This window comes from Pseudomonas sp. 10S4, from assembly GCF_034344865.1.
Taxonomy (GTDB): domain Bacteria; phylum Pseudomonadota; class Gammaproteobacteria; order Pseudomonadales; family Pseudomonadaceae; genus Aquipseudomonas.
In genome coordinates this window covers 3,603,889-3,625,645 of sequence record NZ_CP133774.1, presented here as the reverse complement: position 1 = coordinate 3,625,645, position 21,757 = coordinate 3,603,889, and the positions used below count along the sequence as shown (strand labels likewise).

General features: G+C 58.2%; 23 protein-coding genes and 3 pseudogenes. 12 read left to right on the top strand and 14 right to left on the bottom strand.

Going from position 1 to position 21,757, the window contains the following annotated elements; translation table 11 throughout:
- Nucleotides 1–82: 82 nt before the first annotated feature.
- Together RHM58_RS16865 and RHM58_RS16860 are read left to right on the top strand one after the other, a co-directional pair.
- Entirely contained in the window at nt 83–808 is a 726-nt protein-coding gene (locus RHM58_RS16865) for an MBL fold metallo-hydrolase (RefSeq protein ID WP_322270796.1), read from the top strand.
- Nucleotides 809–862: 54 nt separating this feature from the next.
- The gene (locus RHM58_RS16860) at nt 863–1,114 is read left to right on the top strand and encodes an acyl carrier protein (RefSeq protein ID WP_201255342.1); all 252 of its coding nucleotides are present in this window, start codon (nt 863–865) and stop codon (nt 1,112–1,114) included.
- Between the two features lie 210 nt (nt 1,115–1,324).
- On the opposite strand, the gene RHM58_RS16855 is transcribed toward RHM58_RS16860, so the two are convergent.
- Complete coding sequence (locus tag RHM58_RS16855) at nt 1,325–1,453, bottom strand: PA1414 family protein (RefSeq protein WP_007914492.1); 129 nt, start codon at nt 1,451–1,453, stop codon at nt 1,325–1,327.
- A gap of 139 nt (nt 1,454–1,592) precedes the next feature.
- Nucleotides 1,593–2,486 (bottom strand): putrescine utilization regulator PtrR, encoded by an 894-nt coding sequence (gene ptrR / locus RHM58_RS16850; protein ID WP_322270795.1) that lies wholly within the window; start codon nt 2,484–2,486, stop codon nt 1,593–1,595.
- Between the two features lie 103 nt (nt 2,487–2,589).
- Between ptrR and RHM58_RS16845 the strand changes: the two genes are divergently transcribed.
- Complete coding sequence (locus RHM58_RS16845) at nt 2,590–3,768, top strand: MFS transporter (RefSeq protein ID WP_201201614.1); 1,179 nt, start codon at nt 2,590–2,592, stop codon at nt 3,766–3,768.
- Here the strand turns inward: RHM58_RS16845 and RHM58_RS16840 are convergent.
- The 4 genes from RHM58_RS16840 to RHM58_RS16825 all read right to left on the bottom strand — a co-directional run bounded on the left by RHM58_RS16840 (nt 3,713) and on the right by RHM58_RS16825 (nt 8,088).
- The gene (locus RHM58_RS16840; protein WP_201201612.1) at nt 3,713–4,645 is read right to left on the bottom strand and encodes a DMT family transporter; all 933 of its coding nucleotides are present in this window, start codon (nt 4,643–4,645) and stop codon (nt 3,713–3,715) included. The genes RHM58_RS16845 and RHM58_RS16840 overlap by 56 nt on opposite strands.
- Nucleotides 4,646–4,906: 261 nt before the next feature.
- Complete coding sequence (locus RHM58_RS16835; RefSeq protein WP_322270794.1) at nt 4,907–6,352, bottom strand: NCS1 family nucleobase:cation symporter-1; 1,446 nt, start codon at nt 6,350–6,352, stop codon at nt 4,907–4,909.
- A gap of 386 nt (nt 6,353–6,738) precedes the next feature.
- The gene (locus RHM58_RS16830; RefSeq protein ID WP_322270793.1) at nt 6,739–7,131 is read right to left on the bottom strand and encodes a DUF2177 family protein; all 393 of its coding nucleotides are present in this window, start codon (nt 7,129–7,131) and stop codon (nt 6,739–6,741) included.
- A 120-nt stretch (nt 7,132–7,251) separates the two neighbouring features.
- Entirely contained in the window at nt 7,252–8,088 is an 837-nt protein-coding gene (locus RHM58_RS16825; protein WP_201201609.1) for a S1 RNA-binding domain-containing protein, read from the bottom strand.
- A 352-nt stretch (nt 8,089–8,440) separates the two neighbouring features.
- Here RHM58_RS16825 and RHM58_RS16820 point away from each other — a divergent pair, with 352 nt between their 5' ends.
- From RHM58_RS16820 to RHM58_RS16810, 3 genes are all read left to right on the top strand, one after another.
- Nucleotides 8,441–8,629: a hypothetical protein gene (locus RHM58_RS16820; protein WP_017337097.1), complete on the top strand. Its 189-nt coding sequence runs from the start codon at nt 8,441–8,443 to the stop codon at nt 8,627–8,629.
- A gap of 208 nt (nt 8,630–8,837) precedes the next feature.
- Nucleotides 8,838–9,557 (top strand): TorF family putative porin, encoded by a 720-nt coding sequence (locus tag RHM58_RS16815; RefSeq protein ID WP_322270792.1) that lies wholly within the window; start codon nt 8,838–8,840, stop codon nt 9,555–9,557.
- 80 nt (nt 9,558–9,637) lie between these two features.
- On the top strand, nt 9,638–10,507 hold the full coding sequence (locus tag RHM58_RS16810; RefSeq protein WP_322270791.1) for a DUF6279 family lipoprotein: 870 nt from the start codon (nt 9,638–9,640) through the stop codon (nt 10,505–10,507).
- A 98-nt stretch (nt 10,508–10,605) separates the two neighbouring features.
- Here RHM58_RS16810 and RHM58_RS16805 read toward each other — a convergent pair.
- Nucleotides 10,606–10,997: pseudogene (locus tag RHM58_RS16805) on the bottom strand (transcriptional regulator).
- A 178-nt stretch (nt 10,998–11,175) separates the two neighbouring features.
- On the opposite strand from RHM58_RS16805, the gene RHM58_RS16800 reads away from it, so the two are divergent.
- Nucleotides 11,176–11,910, top strand: coding sequence for a DUF899 domain-containing protein (locus RHM58_RS16800; protein WP_201255728.1), 735 nt, complete (start codon nt 11,176–11,178; stop codon nt 11,908–11,910).
- A gap of 138 nt (nt 11,911–12,048) precedes the next feature.
- Here the strand turns inward: RHM58_RS16800 and RHM58_RS16795 are convergent, their stop codons facing one another.
- The gene (locus RHM58_RS16795; protein ID WP_322270790.1) at nt 12,049–12,954 is read right to left on the bottom strand and encodes a LysR family transcriptional regulator; all 906 of its coding nucleotides are present in this window, start codon (nt 12,952–12,954) and stop codon (nt 12,049–12,051) included.
- Nucleotides 12,955–13,057: 103 nt separating this feature from the next.
- Between RHM58_RS16795 and RHM58_RS16790 the strand changes: the two genes are divergently transcribed.
- The 4 genes from RHM58_RS16790 (at nt 13,058) to RHM58_RS16775 (ending at nt 14,924) form a co-directional block, all read left to right on the top strand.
- Nucleotides 13,058–13,222 (top strand): hypothetical protein, encoded by a 165-nt coding sequence (locus RHM58_RS16790; RefSeq protein ID WP_201255730.1) that lies wholly within the window; start codon nt 13,058–13,060, stop codon nt 13,220–13,222.
- A 20-nt stretch (nt 13,223–13,242) separates the two neighbouring features.
- Nucleotides 13,243–13,518, top strand: a complete 276-nt coding sequence (locus RHM58_RS16785) for a hypothetical protein (RefSeq protein ID WP_201201600.1) — start codon at nt 13,243–13,245, stop codon at nt 13,516–13,518.
- Nucleotides 13,519–13,728: 210 nt separating this feature from the next.
- Nucleotides 13,729–14,313 carry a papain-like cysteine protease family protein gene (locus tag RHM58_RS16780; RefSeq protein ID WP_201201598.1) on the top strand — a complete coding sequence of 195 codons (585 nt, stop codon included), beginning with the start codon at nt 13,729–13,731 and terminating at the stop codon, nt 14,311–14,313.
- 11 nt (nt 14,314–14,324) lie between these two features.
- Nucleotides 14,325–14,924 carry a hypothetical protein gene (locus RHM58_RS16775; RefSeq protein ID WP_322270789.1) on the top strand — a complete coding sequence of 200 codons (600 nt, stop codon included), beginning with the start codon at nt 14,325–14,327 and terminating at the stop codon, nt 14,922–14,924.
- A 226-nt stretch (nt 14,925–15,150) separates the two neighbouring features.
- Here RHM58_RS16775 and RHM58_RS16770 read toward each other — a convergent pair.
- A pseudogene (locus RHM58_RS16770) lies at nt 15,151–16,495 on the bottom strand (DEAD/DEAH box helicase).
- Between the two features lie 193 nt (nt 16,496–16,688).
- Here RHM58_RS16770 and RHM58_RS16765 point away from each other — a divergent pair.
- A complete protein-coding gene (locus tag RHM58_RS16765) occupies nt 16,689–17,987 on the top strand; it encodes a mechanosensitive ion channel family protein (protein WP_201255731.1) in 1,299 nt (432 codons plus the stop codon).
- A 34-nt stretch (nt 17,988–18,021) separates the two neighbouring features.
- On the opposite strand, the gene RHM58_RS16760 is transcribed toward RHM58_RS16765, so the two are convergent.
- From RHM58_RS16760 to RHM58_RS16740, 5 genes and pseudogenes are all read right to left on the bottom strand, one after another.
- Nucleotides 18,022–18,594 (bottom strand): transposase, encoded by a 573-nt coding sequence (locus RHM58_RS16760; protein ID WP_322270788.1) that lies wholly within the window; start codon nt 18,592–18,594, stop codon nt 18,022–18,024.
- Nucleotides 18,595–18,614: 20 nt separating this feature from the next.
- On the bottom strand, nt 18,615–18,992 hold the full coding sequence (locus RHM58_RS16755; RefSeq protein WP_322270787.1) for an IS110 family transposase: 378 nt from the start codon (nt 18,990–18,992) through the stop codon (nt 18,615–18,617).
- A 313-nt stretch (nt 18,993–19,305) separates the two neighbouring features.
- Entirely contained in the window at nt 19,306–19,821 is a 516-nt protein-coding gene (locus RHM58_RS16750; protein WP_322270786.1) for a MepB family protein, read from the bottom strand.
- Nucleotides 19,818–20,696, bottom strand: a complete 879-nt coding sequence (locus RHM58_RS16745) for a carboxylate/amino acid/amine transporter (RefSeq protein ID WP_201255733.1) — start codon at nt 20,694–20,696, stop codon at nt 19,818–19,820. The genes RHM58_RS16750 and RHM58_RS16745 overlap by 4 nt, the downstream gene beginning before the upstream one ends.
- Nucleotides 20,697–21,040: 344 nt before the next feature.
- Nucleotides 21,041–21,641, bottom strand: a pseudogene (locus RHM58_RS16740) (FMN-dependent NADH-azoreductase).
- Between the last annotated feature and the right edge of the window lie 116 nt (nt 21,642–21,757).

The following is a 21,757-nucleotide window of genomic DNA, read 5'->3' as shown; positions in this document are numbered from 1 at the left end:
CTTTCTATAGAGACTTGATGCTTTCTTCGACGGGTGTGGCGTCGGTTGCCACACCCGTTTTTTCGTCTGGAGAAAACCTTTGATGAAGATTGTTTCTCGTGATCAGTGGTTCGAGGTCAAACAGCTCAGTGACGGCATTCGCCTGATTCACGAGCCTTACATCCGCCCCTTCTACCGCTGCAACCTCTGGCACATCCAGGGCCGCGACAAGGATTTGCTGCTGGACAGCGGCTCGGGGCTGGTGAGCCTGCGCGAGCAACTACCGTGGATCACCGAGCGGCCGCTGGTGGCGGTGGCCAGCCATTGCCATTTCGATCATATCGCCGGGCATCACGAATTTGCTGAACGACTGGTGCACCCGGCCGAAGCGCAGATTCTCGCTGCGCCCGACGGCGAGAACACCTTGAGCACGGCGTTTGTCGGCGACGAGATGTTCGAAGCGCATCCCGATTGCCCGCTGTGCTACGCCGAATACCGGGTCAAAGCCGCGCCGGCCACGGGCATGATTGAAGAAGGCGATGTGCTGGACCTGGGTGATCGCGTGCTGCAAGTGCTGCACACGCCGGGGCATTCGCCGGGTGGTATCAGCCTGTATGAAGCGGCAACCGAGACGCTGTTCAGCGGCGACATCATCTACGACGGGCCGCTGATCGAAGACGCCTACCACTCCAACCTCGACGACTACGCCCGCAGCCTGCAACGCTTGCATGCGTTGCCGATCCGCACGGTACATGGCGGGCATTTCGGGAGTTTTTCCGGGGAGCATTTACGCGGGATGATTGACGAGTGGCAGCGCTCGCACGGCTGAAGCCTGCTGTACTCAGCGCAGGGACAACAACAATAACGCCCTCGAAGAGCGACCATGAAAAGAGCTGCCGTTCGTGCTGCTGTGCATCGCTTTATCAGCCGCCTGCTGGAAGATCGGAAGGACTTCGACGACCACGTCAGCCTGGCGCAGTTGGGATTGGATAAAGAAGATATCGAGGAGCTGATCTTCCATCTGGAAGATGAGCTGGGGTTGACCGCGTTTACGGCGGAGGAAGACCGGATGCTCAAGACCGCCAGGACAGCGAATGATTTGAGTCGGTTTCTGGTGAAAATCGGACGGGATTGAGAGGAGTTGCCAAATACACCCGAAATCTCTGGCAAGGGCCGCTTTTGTGGCGAGGGGGCTTGCCCCGTTGGGCTGCGGAGCAGCCCCAAAACCATTCACCCAAGTTGAATCAGATTGACCGAGGCAGCCGATTTACGACTGCTACGCAGCCGGACGGGGGCAAGCCCCTCGCCACAACAAGCCCACTTGCCGCAGGCTCCGTTCTGGCAGTTACCGGCGGCGCTGCTGGCGTCGACGCTGTTCGTCGTCAGTGCGAATAGGCACAGGTTGCAGAGGCGGTTCGATCAAACCGAGTGCGACACCCAGGTCATGCAGCCAGTTTTGGATTTTCTCTTTCATGGTGCCCCCTTCAGGGTAGTGCCGAGTGGCCGGAATTCTGTAGCCACTTCGCACTGATAATAGTCCGAAGTCCTACGCAATGCTCGCCCAAGATCGCAATGATCTGTTACTGAATTGATCCAAATAGCTGACCGTTAGTTCAAGCCGTCGCCCGAGCCTGACTCGGCAGCGCCGGATAGACCGCTTGCTGCTGCTCAAGCCACGCGTTCAAGTTCGCCCCGAGCATGCCTTTACGCCACATCAGCCACGTGGTGGCGCTGGCAAATGGCTCGGCCAGCGGGTGCACCGCCACCCTTTCTCGACCCGGCAGGCTGGCGAGCATCGACTCCGACATCAACGCCACGCCGGAGCCAGCGATCACACAGGCGAGCATCCCCGGATAAGACTCGATCTCCATCGCCCGGCCCATGGCCGCGTGGTAATGGGCGAACCAGGCCTCCAGGCGCATCCGGTAGGAACAACCCTGCCGGAAGGTGAACACTGAACGCCCTTCCACATCCAGCGCACTGTGGATCGGCGGGTGATCGGCCTCGCTGATCAACACCAGCCGTTCGTCGCAAAACGGCACGCCGTCGAGGCCCGCGAGTTCCAGCGGACCGTCCACCAGTGCCGCATCGAGACGCCCGGTGAGCAAACCTTCGAGCAATTCGCCGCTGGGACCGGACTGCACTTGCAGGTTCACCGCCGGGTACGTGCGGTGATAGCGCGCCAACAGCCCCGGAAGGTGGATAGCCGCCGTGCTGTACATGGTGCCGAGCACAAAGTCACCGGCCGGTTGCCCGCCCTGCACCGCCGCGCTGGCTTCGTCGTGCAGGGCAAACAGCTTGGCGGTGTAATCCAGCAGGACTTTTCCCGCAGGCGACAACTGCAAACGCTGACGCTCGCGAAGGAAAAGTTCGACACCGAGTTGCTCTTCCAGTTGTTTGAGCCGAGTCGACAGATTCGACGGCACCCGGTGCAGGCGTTCGGCAGCGCGAGTGATCGAGCCCTCTTGCGCCACAGCCTGGAAAATCCGCAATTGGCTGAATTCCACACCATTCTCCAATACAGAACAAGTCACTCACTATTATTCATTTTAAAAGAAAGTCAATCAGTCCTAGCCTGACGGTCATTGATCCTCGAATGGAATTCAGACCATGTCCCCTCTGATTCGCTTAATCGCCAGCTTCATCGCCCTGATGATGGCCATGGGCATCGGGCGTTTCGCCCTGACGCCGCAACTTCCGCACCTGCTCAGCGAAGGGCAGATCGACCTGACCGCCGCCGGTCTGATTGCTGCGGCCAACTACCTCGGCTACTTCCTCGGTGCGGTGGACGCGATGTTCTCGCGCCGCCCCGAGCAAGTCCGCCGGCGCCTGCTCGGTGGCTTATGGCTCTGTGTGCTGCTGACCCTGGCGTCGTTCTGGGCCAACGGTTTCTGGTCTCATCTGCTGCTGCGCTTCGGCACCGGCGTCGCCAGCGCCTGGGTGTTGGTGATGATCACCGCATTGAGCCAGCCACTGGCAGCCGCGGCCGGTCGTCCACGGCTTGGCGCGCTGGTGTTTGCCGGACCGGGGTTGGGGATTTTTCTGACGGGGTTGCTGGCCTTGGGCTCGAACCTCCTCGGGCAATCCTCCGCGACCTTGTGGCTGGTGTATGCCGCTGTCGCGCTGGTGATGCTGCTGGTCATCCTGCCGTTCCTGCCACAATCGACTGCCGCAGCACCAACACCGACGGCCAATACATCAGGCAATCAAGGCATCGGCCGTTTAGGGGTGATCTACGCCTTGTACGGTTTGGGCTACATCATCCCGGCCACGTTTCTCTCGCAAATGGCCAACGCGCAGTTCCACGGTCAGTGGATGGCCGATCTGTTCTGGCCGTGCTTCGGTCTCGCGGCGGCGGCCGGGGTGTTGCTGGTGAGTTTGCGCCGGCACAACCCGAACGCCACGCGGCACTGGTTGATGGCGACGTTGTGGCTGCAAGCCGCTGGGGTGTTCGCCTGCTTGCTGGGCAGCGGCCCGGGCCTGGCGTTGGGCGTGATCCTCTGCGGCACGCCGTTCCTGGCCTGCATGCAATTGGTGATGCAACGCTCCCGGGAACTGGCACCCCACGCCACCCAGCGCAACGCCGGGCTGCTGACCGCGTGCTTTGCCGTGGGTCAGCTCAGCGGGCCGTTGCTGGCCGCATTGAGCAGCCATTTCAGTGGCGGTTTGCAACCCGCGCTGGTGATCGCCGGAAGCGGTTTGCTGATCGCAGGCGGTTTGCTGCTGGGCCCACTCACTGCTGGCCGAGGGCTTTGCGCAAACGACGGCGCACCCACTGTTCAGCGCTGACAAACGTGATGCCGAGCAGCACCAGCACCGCGCCGACCACAAAGTTGAGGCTCAGGTCTTCACCCAGCAACACCACGCCGAACGTGACGCCGAACAGCGGCGTCATAAACGAGAACACCGCAAGGTTGGCCGCCAGATAACGGCGCAACAGCCAGAACCAGGTCAGGTAACTGAAGAACGACACCACCAGGCCCTGGAACAGCACACTGGCCACCGCCACGGTGGTCAGGCTGACGTGGGTCACCTGGCCGCTAAGGATGGCGATCAGCAACAGGCCGACAAAACCGACGATCAGTTGATAGAACAGGGTCAGGGTCACCGGCGCTTCCGACAGGCGCGAAGCACGCACCACCACGGTGGTCGCACCCCAACTGGCACCGGCCAACACGCCCAAGGCATCGCCCATCAACATGCGGTGGTCGAGGTTGTCCCAGGACACACCGCCGGCAAACGCGATGGCGATCCCGACGAATGCGAGAAAAATCCCCAACCATTGCACCGGCCTTAAACGCTCACTCGGCAACAGCCAGTGAACGCCCAACGCGGTGAAGATCGGTGCGGTGTAGAGAAACACCGACATGTGCGCAGCGGTGGTCAGTTGCAGGCCTTCGGAAATGAAGAAGAACTCCAGGCCAAACAGCGCACCGGCCAGTAGTCCACCGCGCCAGGTTGTGCTGACCTGATCCCAACCGCCCTTCCAGCAGATGAGAAGTCCTACAAGCAACGCAGAAATACCCGAGCGCCCGGCAGCCTGCATGACCGGCGCGATGTCGGGCGCTGCCCACTTGATCATCACTTGTTGCACGCCCCAGATCAGGCACAGCCCGATCATCACTTGCAGGGCAAATTTATCGGCGCTACGCCGGGTGGCGCTCACCGGAACACCTCGACAACACAATCCATGGCAGTGACTCGACAGTAAAAGCAAAGCCCCCGACTCAAGGTCGGGGGCGAAAAATTATGCTGTCGATTATCAACCAGATGGCCAGAAAATGCCGCCTGCCAGAGACCTTTAAATTCCCTGTGGGAGCGGGCTTGCTCGCGAAGTGACTGTGTCAGTTAATAGAAATGTCTACTGACACACCGCTTTCGCGAGCAAGTCGAATCGTCGCACCGCCGCTCCCACAAGGGGATTGCGTTATCCCGTCGTGGCGACCACTGCTGCTTGCTGGGTCTGCTCGCGCCAAGCCAAAAGGAAGTAAATCGCCCCGCCCAGGAAGCATCCGGTAAACCAGGCGAAGTTGGCCATCGGTTGCAGGACCGGGGTGAAGGTAATCGCCACGCCCAACAACGTTGCAGGAATCAGCGCCTTGACCGCCGTCCAATTGACCCCGCCGCTGTAGTAATACTTCCCGCTGGGACCGTCATTGAACAGCGCGTCCACATCGATCTGCTGCTTTTTGATCAGGTAGTAATCCACCAGCAGAATTCCGAACAAAGGCCCGATAAACGCCGCGAGTACATCGAGGGTGTAATGGATCACGTCGGGGTTGTTGAACAGGTTCCACGGGGTGATGAAGATCGATGCCACCGCCGCGATCATGCCGCCGGCACGCCAGCTGATTTTGCTCGGGGCGACGTTGGCGAAGTCGAACGCCGGGGACACGAAGTTGGCGACGATATTGATGCCAATGGTGGCGGTTACGAAAGCAAACGCACCGAGCAGCACCGCTACGCTGTTGTCGATGCGGGCCACGGTGGCGATCGGGTCGTGGAGCATTTCACCGAACACCGGCAAGGTGCCGGAGACGATGACCACCGTCACCAGCGAGAACGCCAGAAAATTCACCGGCAAGCCCCAGAAATTGCCCCGGCGCACGTCCTTCATGCTGCGGCAGTAGCGACTGAAATCACCGAAGTTCAGGGTCGGCCCGGAAAAGTACGACACCACCAACGCCGTCGCGACGATGACTTGTCCGAAAGCCTCCCAGCCGGACAGGGATTTTTCCGCGAGGGTGAAGCTGATGTTGCTCCAGCCAGCCTTCCAGACGATCCAGCCCGCGAGCATGAACATCACGCCATAAACCACCGGCCCTGCCCAATCGATAAAGCGGCGGATCGATTCCATGCCGGTCCAGAACACCAGCGCCTGAACGAACCACAGGCTGAGGAAACCGAACCAGCCGAGGTAGGACAAACCGGCGAAATGCGGTTCGGCGTACGCCGCCATCGTAGGAAAAAACCGCAGCACAACGATGATCAGTGCACTAGACGCCAAATATGTCTGAATCCCATACCAGGCGACTGCGATAAGGCCGCGGATGACCGCAGGAATATTCGCCCCGAACACCCCGAATGCGAGTCGGCAAATTACCGGGTAAGGCACCGCCGCTTGCTGGCTTGGTTTGGCAACCAGGTTAGCGATCAATTGCACGATGCAGATCCCGCCGAGCAAGGCGATCAACACCTGCCAACTGGCCAGCCCGAGGGCGAACAGGCTGGCGGCGAACACATAACCACCGACGCTGTGCACGTCGCTCATCCAGAAGGCGAAGATGTTGTACCAATTCCATTTCTGCGGCAGCGGCCCCAAGTCCTGGTTATACAGGCGTGGGCTGTAGCCGTTGGGCACTTGCTCGGTCATCGCGGGGCTCCTCGTCAGTACAGGCGCGGCCCCCGGGATTGATGTGGCGACCACACTGCGTACGGGAGCTGGCATGGTTTGTATACGGGTTGCTACGCAGAATGCGTGCCATAGGTGTGAAAGCTGTGACAGAGCTGGCTTTCAGTCCGGAACATGGACTGATTTCAAAATCATATAGGAAGGGAAATTGCCCATGTACAGGGCGCTAGCGCCTGCAAACAGTGCAGGATTTTCTGTATACAACTGGAATGGAGTGACTGCTATGCAGTCAATCACGAGCAGGCTCGCTCCCACAGGGATTTATGTGGAATGAAGAACTTAGGCCAAATACAGATCCGCTGTGGGAGCGGGCTTGCTCGCGAAGGCGTCATTGCAAACAACTCAGATCACGGCGCCTTGCGCGCAACCCAATACCCGACCGTGCATGCAATGCAGGTGGCCAAGGTGCCCCACGCCATATCCATCACCGCCAACTGCGCCGACCAGCCGTTCAGCGTCGCCCAGTTACTCAAGTCATAAGTGCCGTAAGCCACCAACCCCAATAACGCGCCCATCCGCGCAGCTCGCTGCCAGGTACTCGCGGGCAATACCACGAACACCACACAACCGATTACATAAAGGAGATAGAACACCGCTGCCGGAACCAGCAGCGGTTGATCGAGCATCAGGGGTCCGAGCAGCGCCCGGTAAGTCGGGGCCATCAACACGCCGAGCCAGAGGCCGTCGAGCAGGAGAAACGCCAGCAAGGTGCCGGCGTAGGCGAACAAGGCTTTTTTCATAGCACCCGACCTCATGTGAACTCCGTGTAGGAGCTGCCGCAGGCTGCGATCTTTTGACTTTATAAGATCAAGATCAAAAGATCGCAGCCTTCGGCAGCTCCTACAGGAGCCGATGCGAGGTCAGCTTAGTTCAATGCGATCCGCATGAATGACGATCTGGCCGTTCTTGTACAACGCGCCGATAGCCTTCTTGAAGTTGCCTTTGCTGACGCCGAACATACTGCTGATCAGGGTCGGATCGCTCTTGTCGCTGATCGGCAAGGTACCGTTGTTGTCGCGCAGCTTGGCGAGGATCTTCGAGTTCAGGCTGGTGGCGGCTTCTTCGCCGACCGGTTGCAGGCTCAGGCTGATCTTGCCGTCGGTACGGACTTCTTTGATAAAGCCCTTCTCTTCTTTACCGGCGCGCATGAACTTGAAGATTTCGTTCTTGTGAATCAGGCCCCAGTGCTTGTTGTTGATAATTGCCTTGAAACCCATGTCCGTGGCTTCGGCAACCAGCAAATCAACTTCCTGGCCCGGGGTGTAGCTGGCCGGGGTCTTGTCCAGGTAACGGTCCAGACGCGCGGTCGCAGTGATGCGGCGGGTGTGCTTGTCGAGGTAGACGTGCACCACCACATATTCGCCGGCGGTCATCTGGCGTTTTTCTTCGGAGTACGGCAGCAACAGGTCCTTCGGCAGACCCCAATCCAGGAACACGCCGATGCTGTTGACTTCAACGACTTTCAAACTGGCGAATTCACCGACCTGAACTTTCGGCGTTTCGGTAGTTGCGATGAGTTTGTCATCGCTGTCCAGATAAACAAAAACGTTGAGCCAGTCTTCATCTTCGCTGGGAATATCTTTGGGGATATAACGATTAGGCAGAAGGATTTCACCATCCGCGCCACCGTCCAGATATAAACCGAAGTTAGTGTGTTTAACCACTTGCAAACTGTTGTAGCGCCCGACTAAAGCCATTTCCAATACCCTCATTGCGTGGGCGGCATTCTACCCGGTTTTACGGGCTGCGCTCGCCGGCCAGCCCGGTGGCGCGAGAAAATCCTCCGAAGGCCTTAATTTTCCTGGGTTTTGGCGCCAGGCTCGCGGCCGCTCGTCAGACTGACCTGGCGCCAATGGCCATCATCCGTCGAGCCGAAGGCGATATTTTTCCAGCTGTCTTCTTATTTAAAACAGCAGCTTAGCCGGGTATTTCGAACAATAACTTGTGAATAATCGAGTGATGGCCCAGGTTATTTCAGGGGGATATTTACCAAGCAATTGTCAAGTATTTCCTGTACGATGCCTGGCCAAGTTAATTTTCTACAGGTTAATGGCCGCCATGCGTGTAAAAGCATCCAACAGCAAAGCAAAGCCAGCTCCAGCCGTTGAAACCAGCGAATCGATCAACAACCAGATTGCTGCGTTCCTCAAGTCCGGCGGTGAAATCCAGCAAATTGCCAAAGGCGTCAGCGGCCAGACATTCGGCCCGTCCAAGCAAATCACGCTCGGCAAAAAGTAACACGGTGCTTTAACTGGTCCATAAGCGCTTTGAGCTTCGAAGCGCTTGGACTGGAACCCTCCCGCAACACCCCGAAAAACCCATCAATATTCCAAAAATCGACGAACGGCCCTCGATGCCGAGCATTCGCCGGTATGCTTGCACACGTCTAGATTAAGCGTTTCAGCAGACTTTGATGACTGCTCCCTCGCTGATCATGGAGTGACGCATGTTCAAACCCTCCTGTTTATTGCTCTGCAGCCTTCTGCTGTCGTGCCCGGTTGCCAATGCGCAAATCTTCCAGCGCGAACTGGGCGACTTCGACCTCAAACTCGGCACCACTCCCAGCCGCAGCATGGCTCAGGGGTTGGTCAAGCCCGCCAGTACCGGCTCATTCCATGGCGGCCTCGACTTGAGCCATGACAGCGGATTCTACGTCGGCCAATGGTCACCAAGCGCAGGGTTGACCCCGGGCAGTAACCTTGAAGTCGATTCCTACATGGGCTTTAAACAGCCTTTCGATCACACCCTCGGCTACGAAGTCGGCATGATCCATTACAGCTATCCAAAACTGGACACGCTCGACAGCCAGGAGCTGTTCGGTGGCTTGACCTTCCTGGGCAGCCGTTTCGGCGCAGCCTTCAGCGACGACCCGGACAAACAGAACAGCACCGTGTTTGCCGATCTGGGTGGCAATCAGCCGTTCGGAATCGGGATCAGCCTGAAATACACCACCCACCAGCTCAATTCACCGGTCTCCGTCGACGGAGGCTCGGTCAGCAGTTTCAACGATTGGTCGTTGCAACTGTCCCGTGCGTTCATGGGGGTCGACCTGAACCTGATCTACAGCGATTCCAACCTCAGCGGCAGTGAATGCTCCGCCTACTCAGGGCACAACAGCCAGTGCGATGGGCTAGTGACCCTCAAGGCTGAACGCAGCTTTTATTGATCGGCTTGAACTGCCGGGCTTATCTTGCGTTCACATAAAGACCCTCATCAAAGAAGCCAGGCCTTCGCAAGGACTCGCCCATGTCGCGCTGGTTTAAACACATTGCCGTCCTGATTACCCTCTCCCTCGCCCTCGGCGCATGTAGCCGCGTGGGGCTGGCGTACCGCAATCTCGACGTGATCATTCCGTGGACGCTCAGCGACTATCTGGACATGAACGGCGAGCAAAAAGGCTGGTTCAACGAGCGCCTCAAGGAGCATCTGAGCTGGCACTGCACGACCCAACTGCCGGGCTACCTGGATTGGCTGGACCGTTTGCAGGCCATGGTCGAGACCAATCAAGTCACTGACGAAGCGCTGCAGGCCCGCACCCAGGAAGCCAAAAAAGCCATCGCCCAGACCGCTCGGGAAATAACCCCATCCGCCATCGAGTTGTTGCAGGGGCTGGATGACCAGCAGGTGGCGGAGATGAACGATGCCTTCGCCAAGGACCAGCGCAAACGTCAGGAGGAATACCTCAAGCCGTCCCTTGATCAGCAAATCAAGGAGCGTGGCGTGCGCATGAACAAACGTCTGAACGACTGGCTCGGCCCGCTCAACCCCAGTCAGCAACAACGGGTTGTGGCCTGGTCGAACGCCTTGGGTGACCAGAATCAGCAATGGATCGCCAACCGTGTCCATTGGCAAAAACAGTTCAGTGCGGCAGTCGCGCAGCGCCATAGTCCAGAATTCCCACAGCGAATCGAGACACTTCTGGTCAATCGCGAGAGTTTGTGGACAGCGGATTACCGCTTGGCCTACGCCAACACCGAGGCTCAAGCGCGGGGGTTGCTGGTGGATTTGATGGCCGAGAGCACACCGGCTCAGCGTCAGCGGTTGTTGAAGAAGATTGATGGGGTAAGGAAGGACTTCACTGATTTGAAATGTTTGAAGGCGGTGCAGCAGGGGTAAAAACAAGATCAAAAGATCGCAGCCTTCGGCAGCTCCAGTGTTTTGTGTACGCCTGTAGGAGCTGCCGAAGGCTGCGATCTTTTGCTGTTTGCAGGAAATCAGGCAATCTGCGCCTTCGACGCCACCTCATCAAACGTCACCTCATCCAGCGCATCCTGCTGCTCATCCAACACCTGCCGCGGATGGTCATTACCCGGAATGCTGCTGTCGATCAGGCTCAACAAACTCGAGCCACGAGGCGTCAAAACGAAGTTCTCGCCATTTCCCCCTCGTCCTCAGGTCGCGATGCGATAAAGCCACGATCCAGCAGCAACTTTTCGTACTCGGTGGCGATCACTTTCAGGTGGTCGAGGTTGCCAATTAGCTCGCCCTCTTCCGCCTTTTCCGCCGAAAGCTGTTCAGCGTAGGGCCTTGGAGTAAAGCTATGGCCGGCACTGTTCTGCACTTCGTGCAGCAAGCGTTCAATCAAATCCCAGTTATAAGTCGTCATCCTGATTCAACCTCCAAAGCCAGTGAGTGTGATGGCCTTCATAGGTTGTGACCGACACGGCGGGAAGCCGTTCAGCCGAGGTTTTGAACGGCACCGATCGGCGGTATGTCGAATTTTGCATAGGTCAAACGACTAGGCTGTGTACGTCGCCTCCCAGCACCGCGCAGGAGAAACCCCCATGAACATTCAGAATCATCCGGTCGTATCGCGAGAAGAATGGCTCGCCGCCCGCAAACAACACCTGGCCAACGAAAAAGCCTTCACCAAGGAACGCGACAAACTCAGCGCTGAGCGTCGCGCCCTGCCCTGGGTGAAAATCGACAAGGACTACCGCTTTCAAAGCACCCATGGCGAACAGAAACTGGCCGACCTGTTCGGCGGTCGCAACCAGTTGGTCATCTACCACTTCATGTTCGCCCCAGGCTGGGATGAAGGCTGCCCCGGTTGCTCGTTTTTGTCCGACCACATCGACGGTGCCAACCAGCACCTGGCCCATCATGACGTGGCAGTAGTGGCGGTTTCCCACGCACCGCTCGCCGAATTCCAGGCCTTCAAGCAACGCATGGGCTGGAAGTTCGACTGGGTATCGTCCGAAAACAGCGACTTCAACTACGACTTTGGCGTGTCGGCCCGAGCCGAAGAGGTCGCCGCAGGCACGGCTACCTACAACTACGAAAAATCCGACGGTGCCGAAGAAGAACTCCCCGGCCTCAGCGTGTTTTATCGAAACGACGCCGGCGACATCTTCCACACCTATTCCACCTACGCCCGGGGCCTGGACATGTTGGTGGGCGCCTACAACTACCTGGACCTCACGCCCAAGGGCCGCAATGAAGAGGAAATCATGGAGTGGGTGAGGCATCACGATCGGTATGAAAGCAAATCGCCCTCTAGCTGCTGTCATGGGGGATAAGCCCGGGAGATCGAGGCACGGCTATTCGCGAGCAGGCTCGCTCCCACACTGGAATGTGATCCCCCGTGTGCAAGCCTGCTCGCGATGACTGACCACCATTTAAACTCGATGGTGACTGATGCACCGCTATAGCAAGTATCAGGAATCCGGCCGCAAAGGCTTCTTCACAAAGTCCAGAAACGCCCGCAGCGCCGGGGCCATTTGCCGCTGACTTGGGTAGTACAGGTAAAAACCCGGAAAGGCTGGCGTCCAGTCCTGAAGCAGATGGACCAACCGGCCAGCGCTAATGTGCTCTCGAACCTGATGCTCAAACAGATACGCGATGCCCGCACCTTCAAGCGCGACGCGGGTGAGCATTTCCGGCTCGGTGACCACCAGCGGGCCGTTGACCGAGATCGCGAGCCGTTCGCCTGCACGCTCGAACTCCCAGCGATACAGGCTGCCGTCGGTGGGCCAGCGATAGGACAGGCACTGATGCTCGCTCAAATCGTGAGGCGTGTGCGGCGTGCCGAATTGCTCAATGTACGCCGGGGACGCCACGACCATCATTTCCAGGTGCCCACTCAGTTCCACGGCGATCATGTCCTGATCGAGGCTTTCTCCTAGCCGGATACCTACGTCGAAACCGCCAGCGACCATATCCACCAAACGCTCGTCGGTAACGATGTCGAGGCTCACGCCGGGGTAGGTGTTCAGGAACGGGCCGATCAGCGGCGCCAGGTAATGAATGGCCGCGACCCGTGGCGCGTTGATGCGCAGGCGCCCGCTCGGCGTACCCGGTGTTTGCGTAACGCCGGCCAGGGCCGCGTCCACCTCGTTGAGGGCCGGTTGCAGCCGCAGCAGCAACCGCGCGCCGGCATCGCTGGGCGACACGCTACGGGTGGTGCGATTGAGCAGGCGCACGTCCAGACGCTCCTCCAGTTGCCGGATGGTCTGGCTCAGCGCCGACGCCGACATGCCCAGATGAGCCGCCGCCCGCACGAAACTGCCGTGTTCGACCACCGCGACAAAGGCCCGAAGCTGGGCGTATTCACTGCCTCGCATTATGTATGGGTTCCTTAATAAGTCGTCCGGATACTAACGCATTATCAAAGCAATCCCCTGCCGCAATACTGGATCTGTGTTCAAAACAGCAGGAAGACGACGGATGGGCAGATTTACCGGAAAACGCATTTTGATTACTGGCGGCACCCGTGGCATCGGCCTGGCGGGAGCGCTGCGGATTGTTGAAGAAGGCGGAACGGTGGCGGTGACCGCTACGATCAATGAACTTTTCCCATCCTCGAACCCTCAACCGGATAACCCGCCTTAACCGGAACTGAGGCCTAGTCTATGAAAGCCCTGCTGAAACTCACCCTCGCCGCGACCCTCGCCTGCGCCCTCCCCGTTTGGGCTTGCACGCCAGAGGAAGCCACCGCCAAGCGCGAACAACTGGCCCAGGAAGTGGCCAAGCTCACGCAACAGAATCCGAAGAAGGCCAAGGAGATCAACGATGAGTTGCAGAAGATGGACTTGGGCACGGCCAGCGCGGATCTGCCGGACAAGTGCCAGTTGATCGATCAGCGTTTGAAGGAACTGGATGCAGCGGGCAAAAAGGCTGAGGGTTAACAGGCAAGATCAAGATCACGATCTTTCGAACTGGAATTTGCATTAGTGCATTTAATTATTTGCATAAACGCATATTCAGACCTAAGGTTACCTCGAGCCCGAGATCGGAGCGGCCATCAAACAGGGCAAAACGTACACGCCGATCGCTCAGCAACACCGCTACACACCCACAAGCTGGACGCTTGTTTTCACTCATGGAGGATTGAAAAAATGTTAACCACTGAAGCAACGCAATTCACCGGCGAGACACTGCCAAGGTGCCTGACCGGTCATCTGCTTAACCCGCAATTGTCCGACGTCGAATCGGCTGCACCGCTCAAGGCGTCGGCCGCTGCCAGCCTCAACTTCACGATGCAGAAGCAAACCCAGACCAACTGGTGCTGGGCGGCCGTTTCCGCCTCGGTCGGCAACTATTACGGCACCGGGTCCTGGACCCAATGCGGCGTTGCCACCGCTGCGCTGGACCGCAACTGCTGCAATCAACCGGGGCCGTGCAACGTTTACGGCTATCTGGATTCAGCGCTGACGATCACGCGCAGTTTCAACGGTATGAATCAAGGTTCGCTGCAGCTGTCGGCTATCGAAAACCAGATCAACATGGGCCGACCGATCGGCTTGCGTTGTGCCTGGTACGGCGGCGGTGCGCACTTTCTGGCGATCTATGGCACCAATGGCAACTACCTGCTGATCGCGGATTCCATCTACGGTTACTCGACCCGAGCGCTGAATGCATTCCCCGGTTCGTACAACGGTGGCGGCAACTGGACCAACACTTACTTCACCCGTAAAAACTAGGAGGGCACATCATGCAACTGACTTATCCAAAGGCGCCTTCCAACGGCGTGCAGACACTGCGTCCGGCGCTTCAAGCCGCCCTGCAATCCCAAGGCTTCGGCGTTAATCGCCAGTTCGCCAGCGCGACGGCCAGCAAGATTAGCCTCAGCGAAGCCTACCGCGGCTACTCGCTCAGCCTGGAGGACCTGACCCAAGGCAAAGGCCTGAAAGACGCCAAGGTTGGCGATTGGCATTACCTGGTGTTTTCCGGTGGCGTGACCATTGCCGATGCACAACTGGCGGAAGTCCGCGGCCATGTCGAGTTCTCCTCGCTGAACCACGGGGCCATGGCGGCCGCCACGGTCGCTGCGTTAAAACTGGCAGAGCAATCGCCGCAACTGCAGGGTAAAACCGTTGAACTGCGGGTGCTGTTTGTTTCGGCAGTTCACCTGGTCGCGATCTGGCTGCATGCCGACAGTGAAGACGTGCTGATCCCGATTGAGCCGACGCCCAAGGAGCTGGCGGTCACTCAGTTGTACAGCGAAGCCAAGCTGCTCGCCCGGCTCAAGCCAGCGGTTGATCAAGCCAAGCAACGCTTTGATGCAGACACCAGTGGGCTGTTGGGGAGCTGACAAACGCTGGCCATAAAAAAACCCGGACACTGTCCGGGTTTTTTATTGGAATGCTGCGGGTAATACCAGTCAACCTGAAGCAACACTGAACCTGTGGCGAGGGAGCTTGCTCCCGTTGGACTGCGCAGCAGTCCCTTTTTAGGGCCGCTGCGCAGCCCGGCGGGAGCAAGCTCCCTCGCCACAGGTTTGCACTCGCCAACTGACGAGCGTCGGTCGTTACGCTGCGTTATTCAGCAGCCGGCGCTTCCGGCTTGCGGCGCTTGAGCGGCGCCATGCCGTCCTTGCTGACCAGCGACAGAGCGTCGGTCTTCGGGCGGTTAGCGATCTTGCGCTTGGTCGGTGCCTTGGCGCCGGTTTTCTTCTTGTCGCCTTTGGCGTCGACTTTTTCTTCTTCACGCCAACGGCTTTGCCCGAGGCCTTGACCTTTTTCGGTCCGCCGTAGGTGCCTTTGACTTCCTTGATGGTGCGGCGCTCGAAGCTCTGCTTGAGGTAGCGCTCGACGCTCGACATCAGGTTCCAGTCACCGTGGCAGATCAGCGAGATGGCCAAGCCATCGTTGCCGGCACGCCCAGTACGACCGATGCGGTGAACGTATTCGTCGCCGCTGCGCGGCATATCGAAGTTGATCACCAGGTCCAGGCCTTCCACGTCGAGGCCGCGAGCGGCGACGTCGGTGGCAACCAGGATCTTCACGCCGCCCTGCTTCAGGCGGTCGATCGCCAGTTTGCGATCCTTCTGGTCCTTCTCACCGTGCAGCACGAACGCTTTGTATTCCTGCGCCACCAGGCGGCCGTAGATACGGTCGGCCATGGCCCGGGTGTTGGTGAACACGATGGCCTTCTGATAGGTCTCGTTGGCCAACAGCCAGTTCACGATCTGTTCTTTGTGCTGGTTGTGGTCAGCGGTGATGATCTGCTGACGCGTGGTCGCGTTCAGGTCGCTGACGTTGTTGAGCTGCAAGTGCTCAGGGTGTTCAGGACCTTGGCGACCATGTCGCGCAGGCCTGAACCACCGGTGGTGGCGGAGAACAGCATAGTCTGCTGACGGTTGGTGCACTCTTGCACCAAACGCTGCACGTCTTCGGCAAAACCCATGTCGAGCATGCGGTCGGCTTCGTCGAGCACCAGCACTTCGACTTCTTTCAAATCGAGGTTGCCGGCGTTCAGTTGCTCGATCATCCGGCCCGGCGTACCGATCAGGATGTCCGGCACCTTGCGCAGCATGGCGGCCTGGACCTTGAAGTCTTCACCGCCAGTGATCAGGCCGGACTTGATGAACGTGTACTGGGCAAAGCGCTCGACTTCCTTGATGGTCTGCTGGGCCAACTCGCGGGTTGGCAGCAGGATCAGGGTCTTGATGCTGACGCGGACTTTCGCCGGGCCGATCAGACGGTTGAGGATCGGCAAAACGAAAGCAGCGGTTTTGCCGCTACCGGTTTGCGCTGTCACCCGCAGGTCACGCCCTTGGAGCGCCAGCGGAATAGCCGCTGCTTGCACTGGCGTTGGCTCGACAAATTTAAGCTCGGCCACGGCTTTGAGCAGGCGTTCGTGCAGGGCGAATTGGGAAAACACGGGTGCTACCTCGAAGAAATACAAAAAAACAGCTGCATAGGGTAACGGTTTCGAGCGCCGAGGCCGAGTTTCTTTATGCAATCGACAGTAAACAGTGGCTTTTTTGTTGCCTGATTTGTCTCCAAACCTCATCGGCAACGTCTTAAATGCTCTAATCGCCCCGTCGCAACCTACAGAAGAATCGTTTTTACCCATGGATATGAAACAGCTCTGGCTCAATGCCCAAGACCTTTGGGGCGCCCTCGACCAGCACCCACTCCTGCATTCCAGCCTGGCGCTGATCCTGCTTTTAGTGGTGGCATTGGTCCTCGGACGAGTGGCGCGCTACCTCATTCTTCACGCGACCAAAATGCTCGGCCGCCAACCCGCGCTGCACTGGATCAACGACCTACGACACAACAAGGTCTTTCATCGGCTGGCGCAAATGACGCCGTCGCTGGTGATCCAGTTCGGCCTGTACTTGGTGCCGGAACTGAGCAAAACCAGCCTGATCTTCCTCGGCAACGTCGCCCTCGCCTTCACCATCCTGTTCCTGCTGCTGGCGGCCAGTGCCCTTCTCAGTGCGTTGCTGGACATCTACGCCCGCACCGAACACGCCCGCACCCGCTCAATCAAAGGCTACGTGCAACTGACGAAAATGGTCTTGTACGTGCTGGGCGCGATCATCATCGTCGCCACGTTGATCGACCGCTCGCCGCTGTTGCTGCTCTCGGGTCTGGGTGCGATGTCGGCGGTGATTCTGTTGGTCTACAAGGACACCCTGCTGTCGTTCGTCGCCAGCGTGCAACTGACCAGCAACGACATGCTGCGGGTCGGTGACTGGATCGAAATGCCGCAAGTCGGCGCTGACGGTGATGTGGTCGATATCACGCTGCACACGGTCAAGGTGCAGAATTTCGACAAGACAATTGTGTCGATCCCGACCTGGCGCCTGATGTCCGAATCGTTCAAAAACTGGCGCGGCATGCAGCAGTCTGGTGGACGACGGATCAAGCGCAGCCTGTTCATCGACGCCAGCGGCGTGCGGTTTGTGCGCGATGACGAAGAGGCGAAACTGGCCCAGGTGCACCTGCTGACCGACTACATCAGCCGCAAACAGGCAGAACTCAAGGCCTGGAACGAAGCCCAGGGCAACGTCGCGGCAATGTCAGCCAACCGCCGGCGCATGACCAACATCGGGACCTTCCGCGCCTATGCATTGGCGTATCTGAAAAGCCACCCGGAAATCCAGCCGAACATGACCTGCATGGTCCGCCAGATGCAGACCACCGCCCAAGGCATCCCGCTGGAAATCTACTGCTTCACCCGCACCACCGCGTGGGCCGATTACGAGCGGATCCAGGGCGATATCTTCGATTATCTGCTGGCGGTGCTGCCGGAGTTTGGGTTGAGTTTGTATCAGCAGCCGAGTGGCGGGGATTTGCGGGTGGGATTACTCCCGGCGGTTCTCGGGGCGAGTCATATTCCCGAGCCGGAAAAACATGTCATGTAGCACCAAAATCCCCCTGTAGATACCGTCTTGAATCTCACCGAGCAAGCGCAAATTCAGGGTCATATGGCTGGCCCGATTTGAGCACTGCGTAAACGTAATGCAGCAGCTTGCGCATGGCAGCACAGATGATCTGCTTGGGGGCCTTGCCGTTGGCCTTCAGGCGATCTTTCATGGCGATTATTGCTTTGTTGTGTTGCAACGCGACCAAGCCCGGCATGTATAGGCCTGCGCGCAAGCGCGCTGAGCCGATTTTCGAGATCGGGCTGCGGCCCTTGAGGAGCCCTGATTCCTGGAGTTCTGGATTCAGGCCAGCAGCCGCGACAAGTTTTCGAGGATCGTCGTACTTGCGCAGGTCGCCCAGCTCAGCCAGCAACCGCTCAAGCGTTTTCTCGCCAATGCCGTCGATGGTCACGACCAAGTCGCGCATCTGGCGCATGTCGGGGTCGTCATCGATATGTTTTTTGATCGCCTTGTGGGTTTCAACGATTTCTTTTTCGATGTGGCCAATCACCGAGTTGATCGACTCTTTGACCTTTTCGTCGGACACGTCCAGACGATTACGCTCCATTTGCTCCATCTCTTGAAGGTCATCCAGGCGACGAACCATGGCCTTCAGTTGGCGGAACTTCAGCGGTTCCGGAGCCCAAAGCTTGAGCTTTTCATTTTTTCTTTGGCGAAGTCGGCGATCAGCTTGGCATCACTCTTGTCGGTTTTGATCCGACGTAACTCGCTGCCCGCATACGCGTGAGTCGTGGCCGGATTCACCACGCAGACCCGATAACCCTTGTTGTAGACGAACTCGGCGAGCTCCAGATGATAGACACTGGTCGCTTCCATCACGATCAGGGTCGAAGGCTCGGCCTGCTTCTGCAACCAGGCTTCAAACTCTTTGAAACCCTTGGAATTGTTAGCCAGTTTGGCCTTGGTTTTATGCTTGCCATTTGGCAGATGTGTAGCGATATCAAAGGTGTTTTTAGCGACATCGACGCCGACGAAACTGGACATAACACTCTCCCAATCAGATCAATTGCGATCATCACTGCACTCTGTCCGACCTTGCGAATGCGGGCTCTAGCCAGAGGCGGGCCCAAGATACCGTTCGAACTATACGAGTGAGTGCGGAGGGTTGGAGCACGATCTACGTCACAGGCAAAAAGCCTAAGGAGCTGCACGGCTTCCAGGTCCCTCCCTCGATGATCAGTCGAGAACTATCGCTCCTGACGGAGCGATAGTCGAGATACAAGGAGCTGCCGAAGGCTGCGATCTTTTGATCTTGCTTTTAAGAACAACATCAAAAGATCGCAGCCTTCGGCAACTCCTACAGGTTTTTTGTGTTCAGCCCGAAGAGTCGGCGCACTTCAACGGCGTCGGCATTACCGCTCTGGTCCAGCGCAAGGAAATACTTGAGCTGCCATTGCTGCGTCTTGATCGCCTGCTTGGCCACGGGTTTGACCCAGGGTGGATAGACGCGAATCGCACGCTTGCCGCCTTCCCCGTCAATCGACATGACCCCTTTAGCCGCCAATATCTTCCGGTCAAAAACAAACTGCCCGCGGTGCGTTGCATCAGCAACACTCACCACCACAATGACCACGCCATCGCCGACGTCGAGCGGTGCAATCTCGCTGGCCGGCGTCGGCCGTTTCCACAGCGTGACGAACTGGCCAATCTTGGTCGGCGTGGTTTTCGCTAAGCGAAAGACAATCGTCTGGCCATCGAGGCCAAAGCGACAGGCGCCGTACTCGGCACTCTCTTCCTCGCGTCGGGCCTCGTGCGTTAACGTCATGCCTGCGGGCTCGTAGACCTGCTCGATGGTAGCGATCAGATCTTTCATTGTCGTTCCTGCGCGGGCAGAGCTTCTCGTCTGACGCCCAACCGACTAATCCACACCGCCATCAAAATTACCGATCCGCCAAGGAACAACCGCCCCAACTCTTCATGTTGATTCCAGATCAACAAATTGATCAGCAACCCCACTGGCACATGCAGGTTGTTCATCACCGCCAGCGTCCCGCCATTGACCAGGCACGCACCTTTGTTCCACCAGTACAAACCCAGCGCCGTCGACACCAGCCCGAGGAACACCAGCACGCCCCATTGCAGCAGCGCTTCAGGCAGGAAGTTCTGTTTGCCGAACAGCAGGAACGCCGGCAACGCCACCGCCAATGCACCGAGATAGAAGTAACCAAAGCGCCGGTAATGCGGCAGATCACTCGGGTGACGCGCCACCAGATGCTTATAAAGCACCTGCCCGGCGGCGTAGGTGAAGTTGGCCAGTTGCAGCAGCAGGAAACCCATGAAGAAGTCCGGGTTGATCCGGTCGTAGCGAATCACCGCCGCGCCCAGCACCGCCACCAATGCCGCGACCAATGCCCACGGATTGAAGCGCCGGTTCAACGCATCCTCGATCAACGTCACGTGCAGCGGCGTGAGGATGGTGAACAGCAGCACTTCCGGCACCGTCAGCACCCGAAAGCTCAGGTACAGGCAGACGTAGGTCACGCCGAACTGCAACGCGCCGATCAGCAACATGCCGCGCATGAAGGCAGGCTCGACCGAACGCCAGCGCGTCAGCGGAATAAACACCAGCCCGGCCAGCAACACGCGCACCAGCACCGCAAAGTAGCTGTCGACATGACCGGCCAGGTATTCGCCGATCAAGCTGAAGGAAAACGCCTGGATCAGCGTGACAAAAAGTAGATAGCCCATGCTCGCCTCGTTTTGAATGGCGGCGACGATAGCGGGTTTTACTCTTCACCGCGAATCGTCAGACCACACACAAATCCACTGTGGGAGCGGGCTTGCTCGCGAAGGGGCCGTGTCAGTCAACATCAATGGTGAATGACACACCGTTTTCGCGAGCAAGCCCGCTCCCACAGGGGTCGTGTGCCAACTCATCAAATCCCAGACAAAAAAAGCCCGATCTCGCTAAAGCGTTCAATCGGGCTACACACTCAGGAGCAACAAGTGCAAAGGGAGGTCGATGCGCGTACAGGCTTGAAGGGTTGCGCCAGGTCACTAGACCATCCAGCGATTATCTGGCGATTAACGGATCAGGCGACCTGGGAAAGCTTGGCGTTGGCCTGGTTCAGGCCCTTCTCCTGGAAGTCGCCGCCCAGGTTCATGCCTTCGGCGTGAATGAAGGTCACGTCGTGGATACCGATGAAAGCCATGACCTGACGCAGGTACGGTTCCTGGTGATCCGCCGGGCCGCCAGCGTAGATCCCGCCGCGAGCAGTCAGCACGTAGGCACGTTTGCCGGTGAGCAGACCTTGCGGGCCGGTGTCGGTGTACTTGAAGGTCACGCCGGCACGCAGCACGTGGTCGAGCCAGGCTTTAAGGGTGCTCGGGATCGCAAAGTTGTACATCGGCGCAGCCATGACCAGCACGTCGGCGGCCCAGCAATTCGTCGGTCAACTGGTTGGAGCGATCCAGGGACGCCTGTTCGATGTCGTTGCGTTGTTCGGCAGGTTTCATCCAGCCGCCCAGCAAGTTGATGTCCAGATGCGGCACTGGATTAACGGCCAGGTCACGAACGGTGATCTGATCGGCCGGGTGTGTAGCTTTCCATTGGCTGATGAAGGTCTGGGTCAACTGACGGGAAACCGAGTCTTGCTGACGGGCGCTGCTTTCGATGATCAGAACGCGGGACATGGGATGTAGCCTCCATCTGAGAATGCTGTAAGTCGATGGAGTGGAGATTAAACAGAGTCATATCGATGAAAAAGCGCAAATAACTGCTATAAAGCATCGATAAATTCGTTTATAAG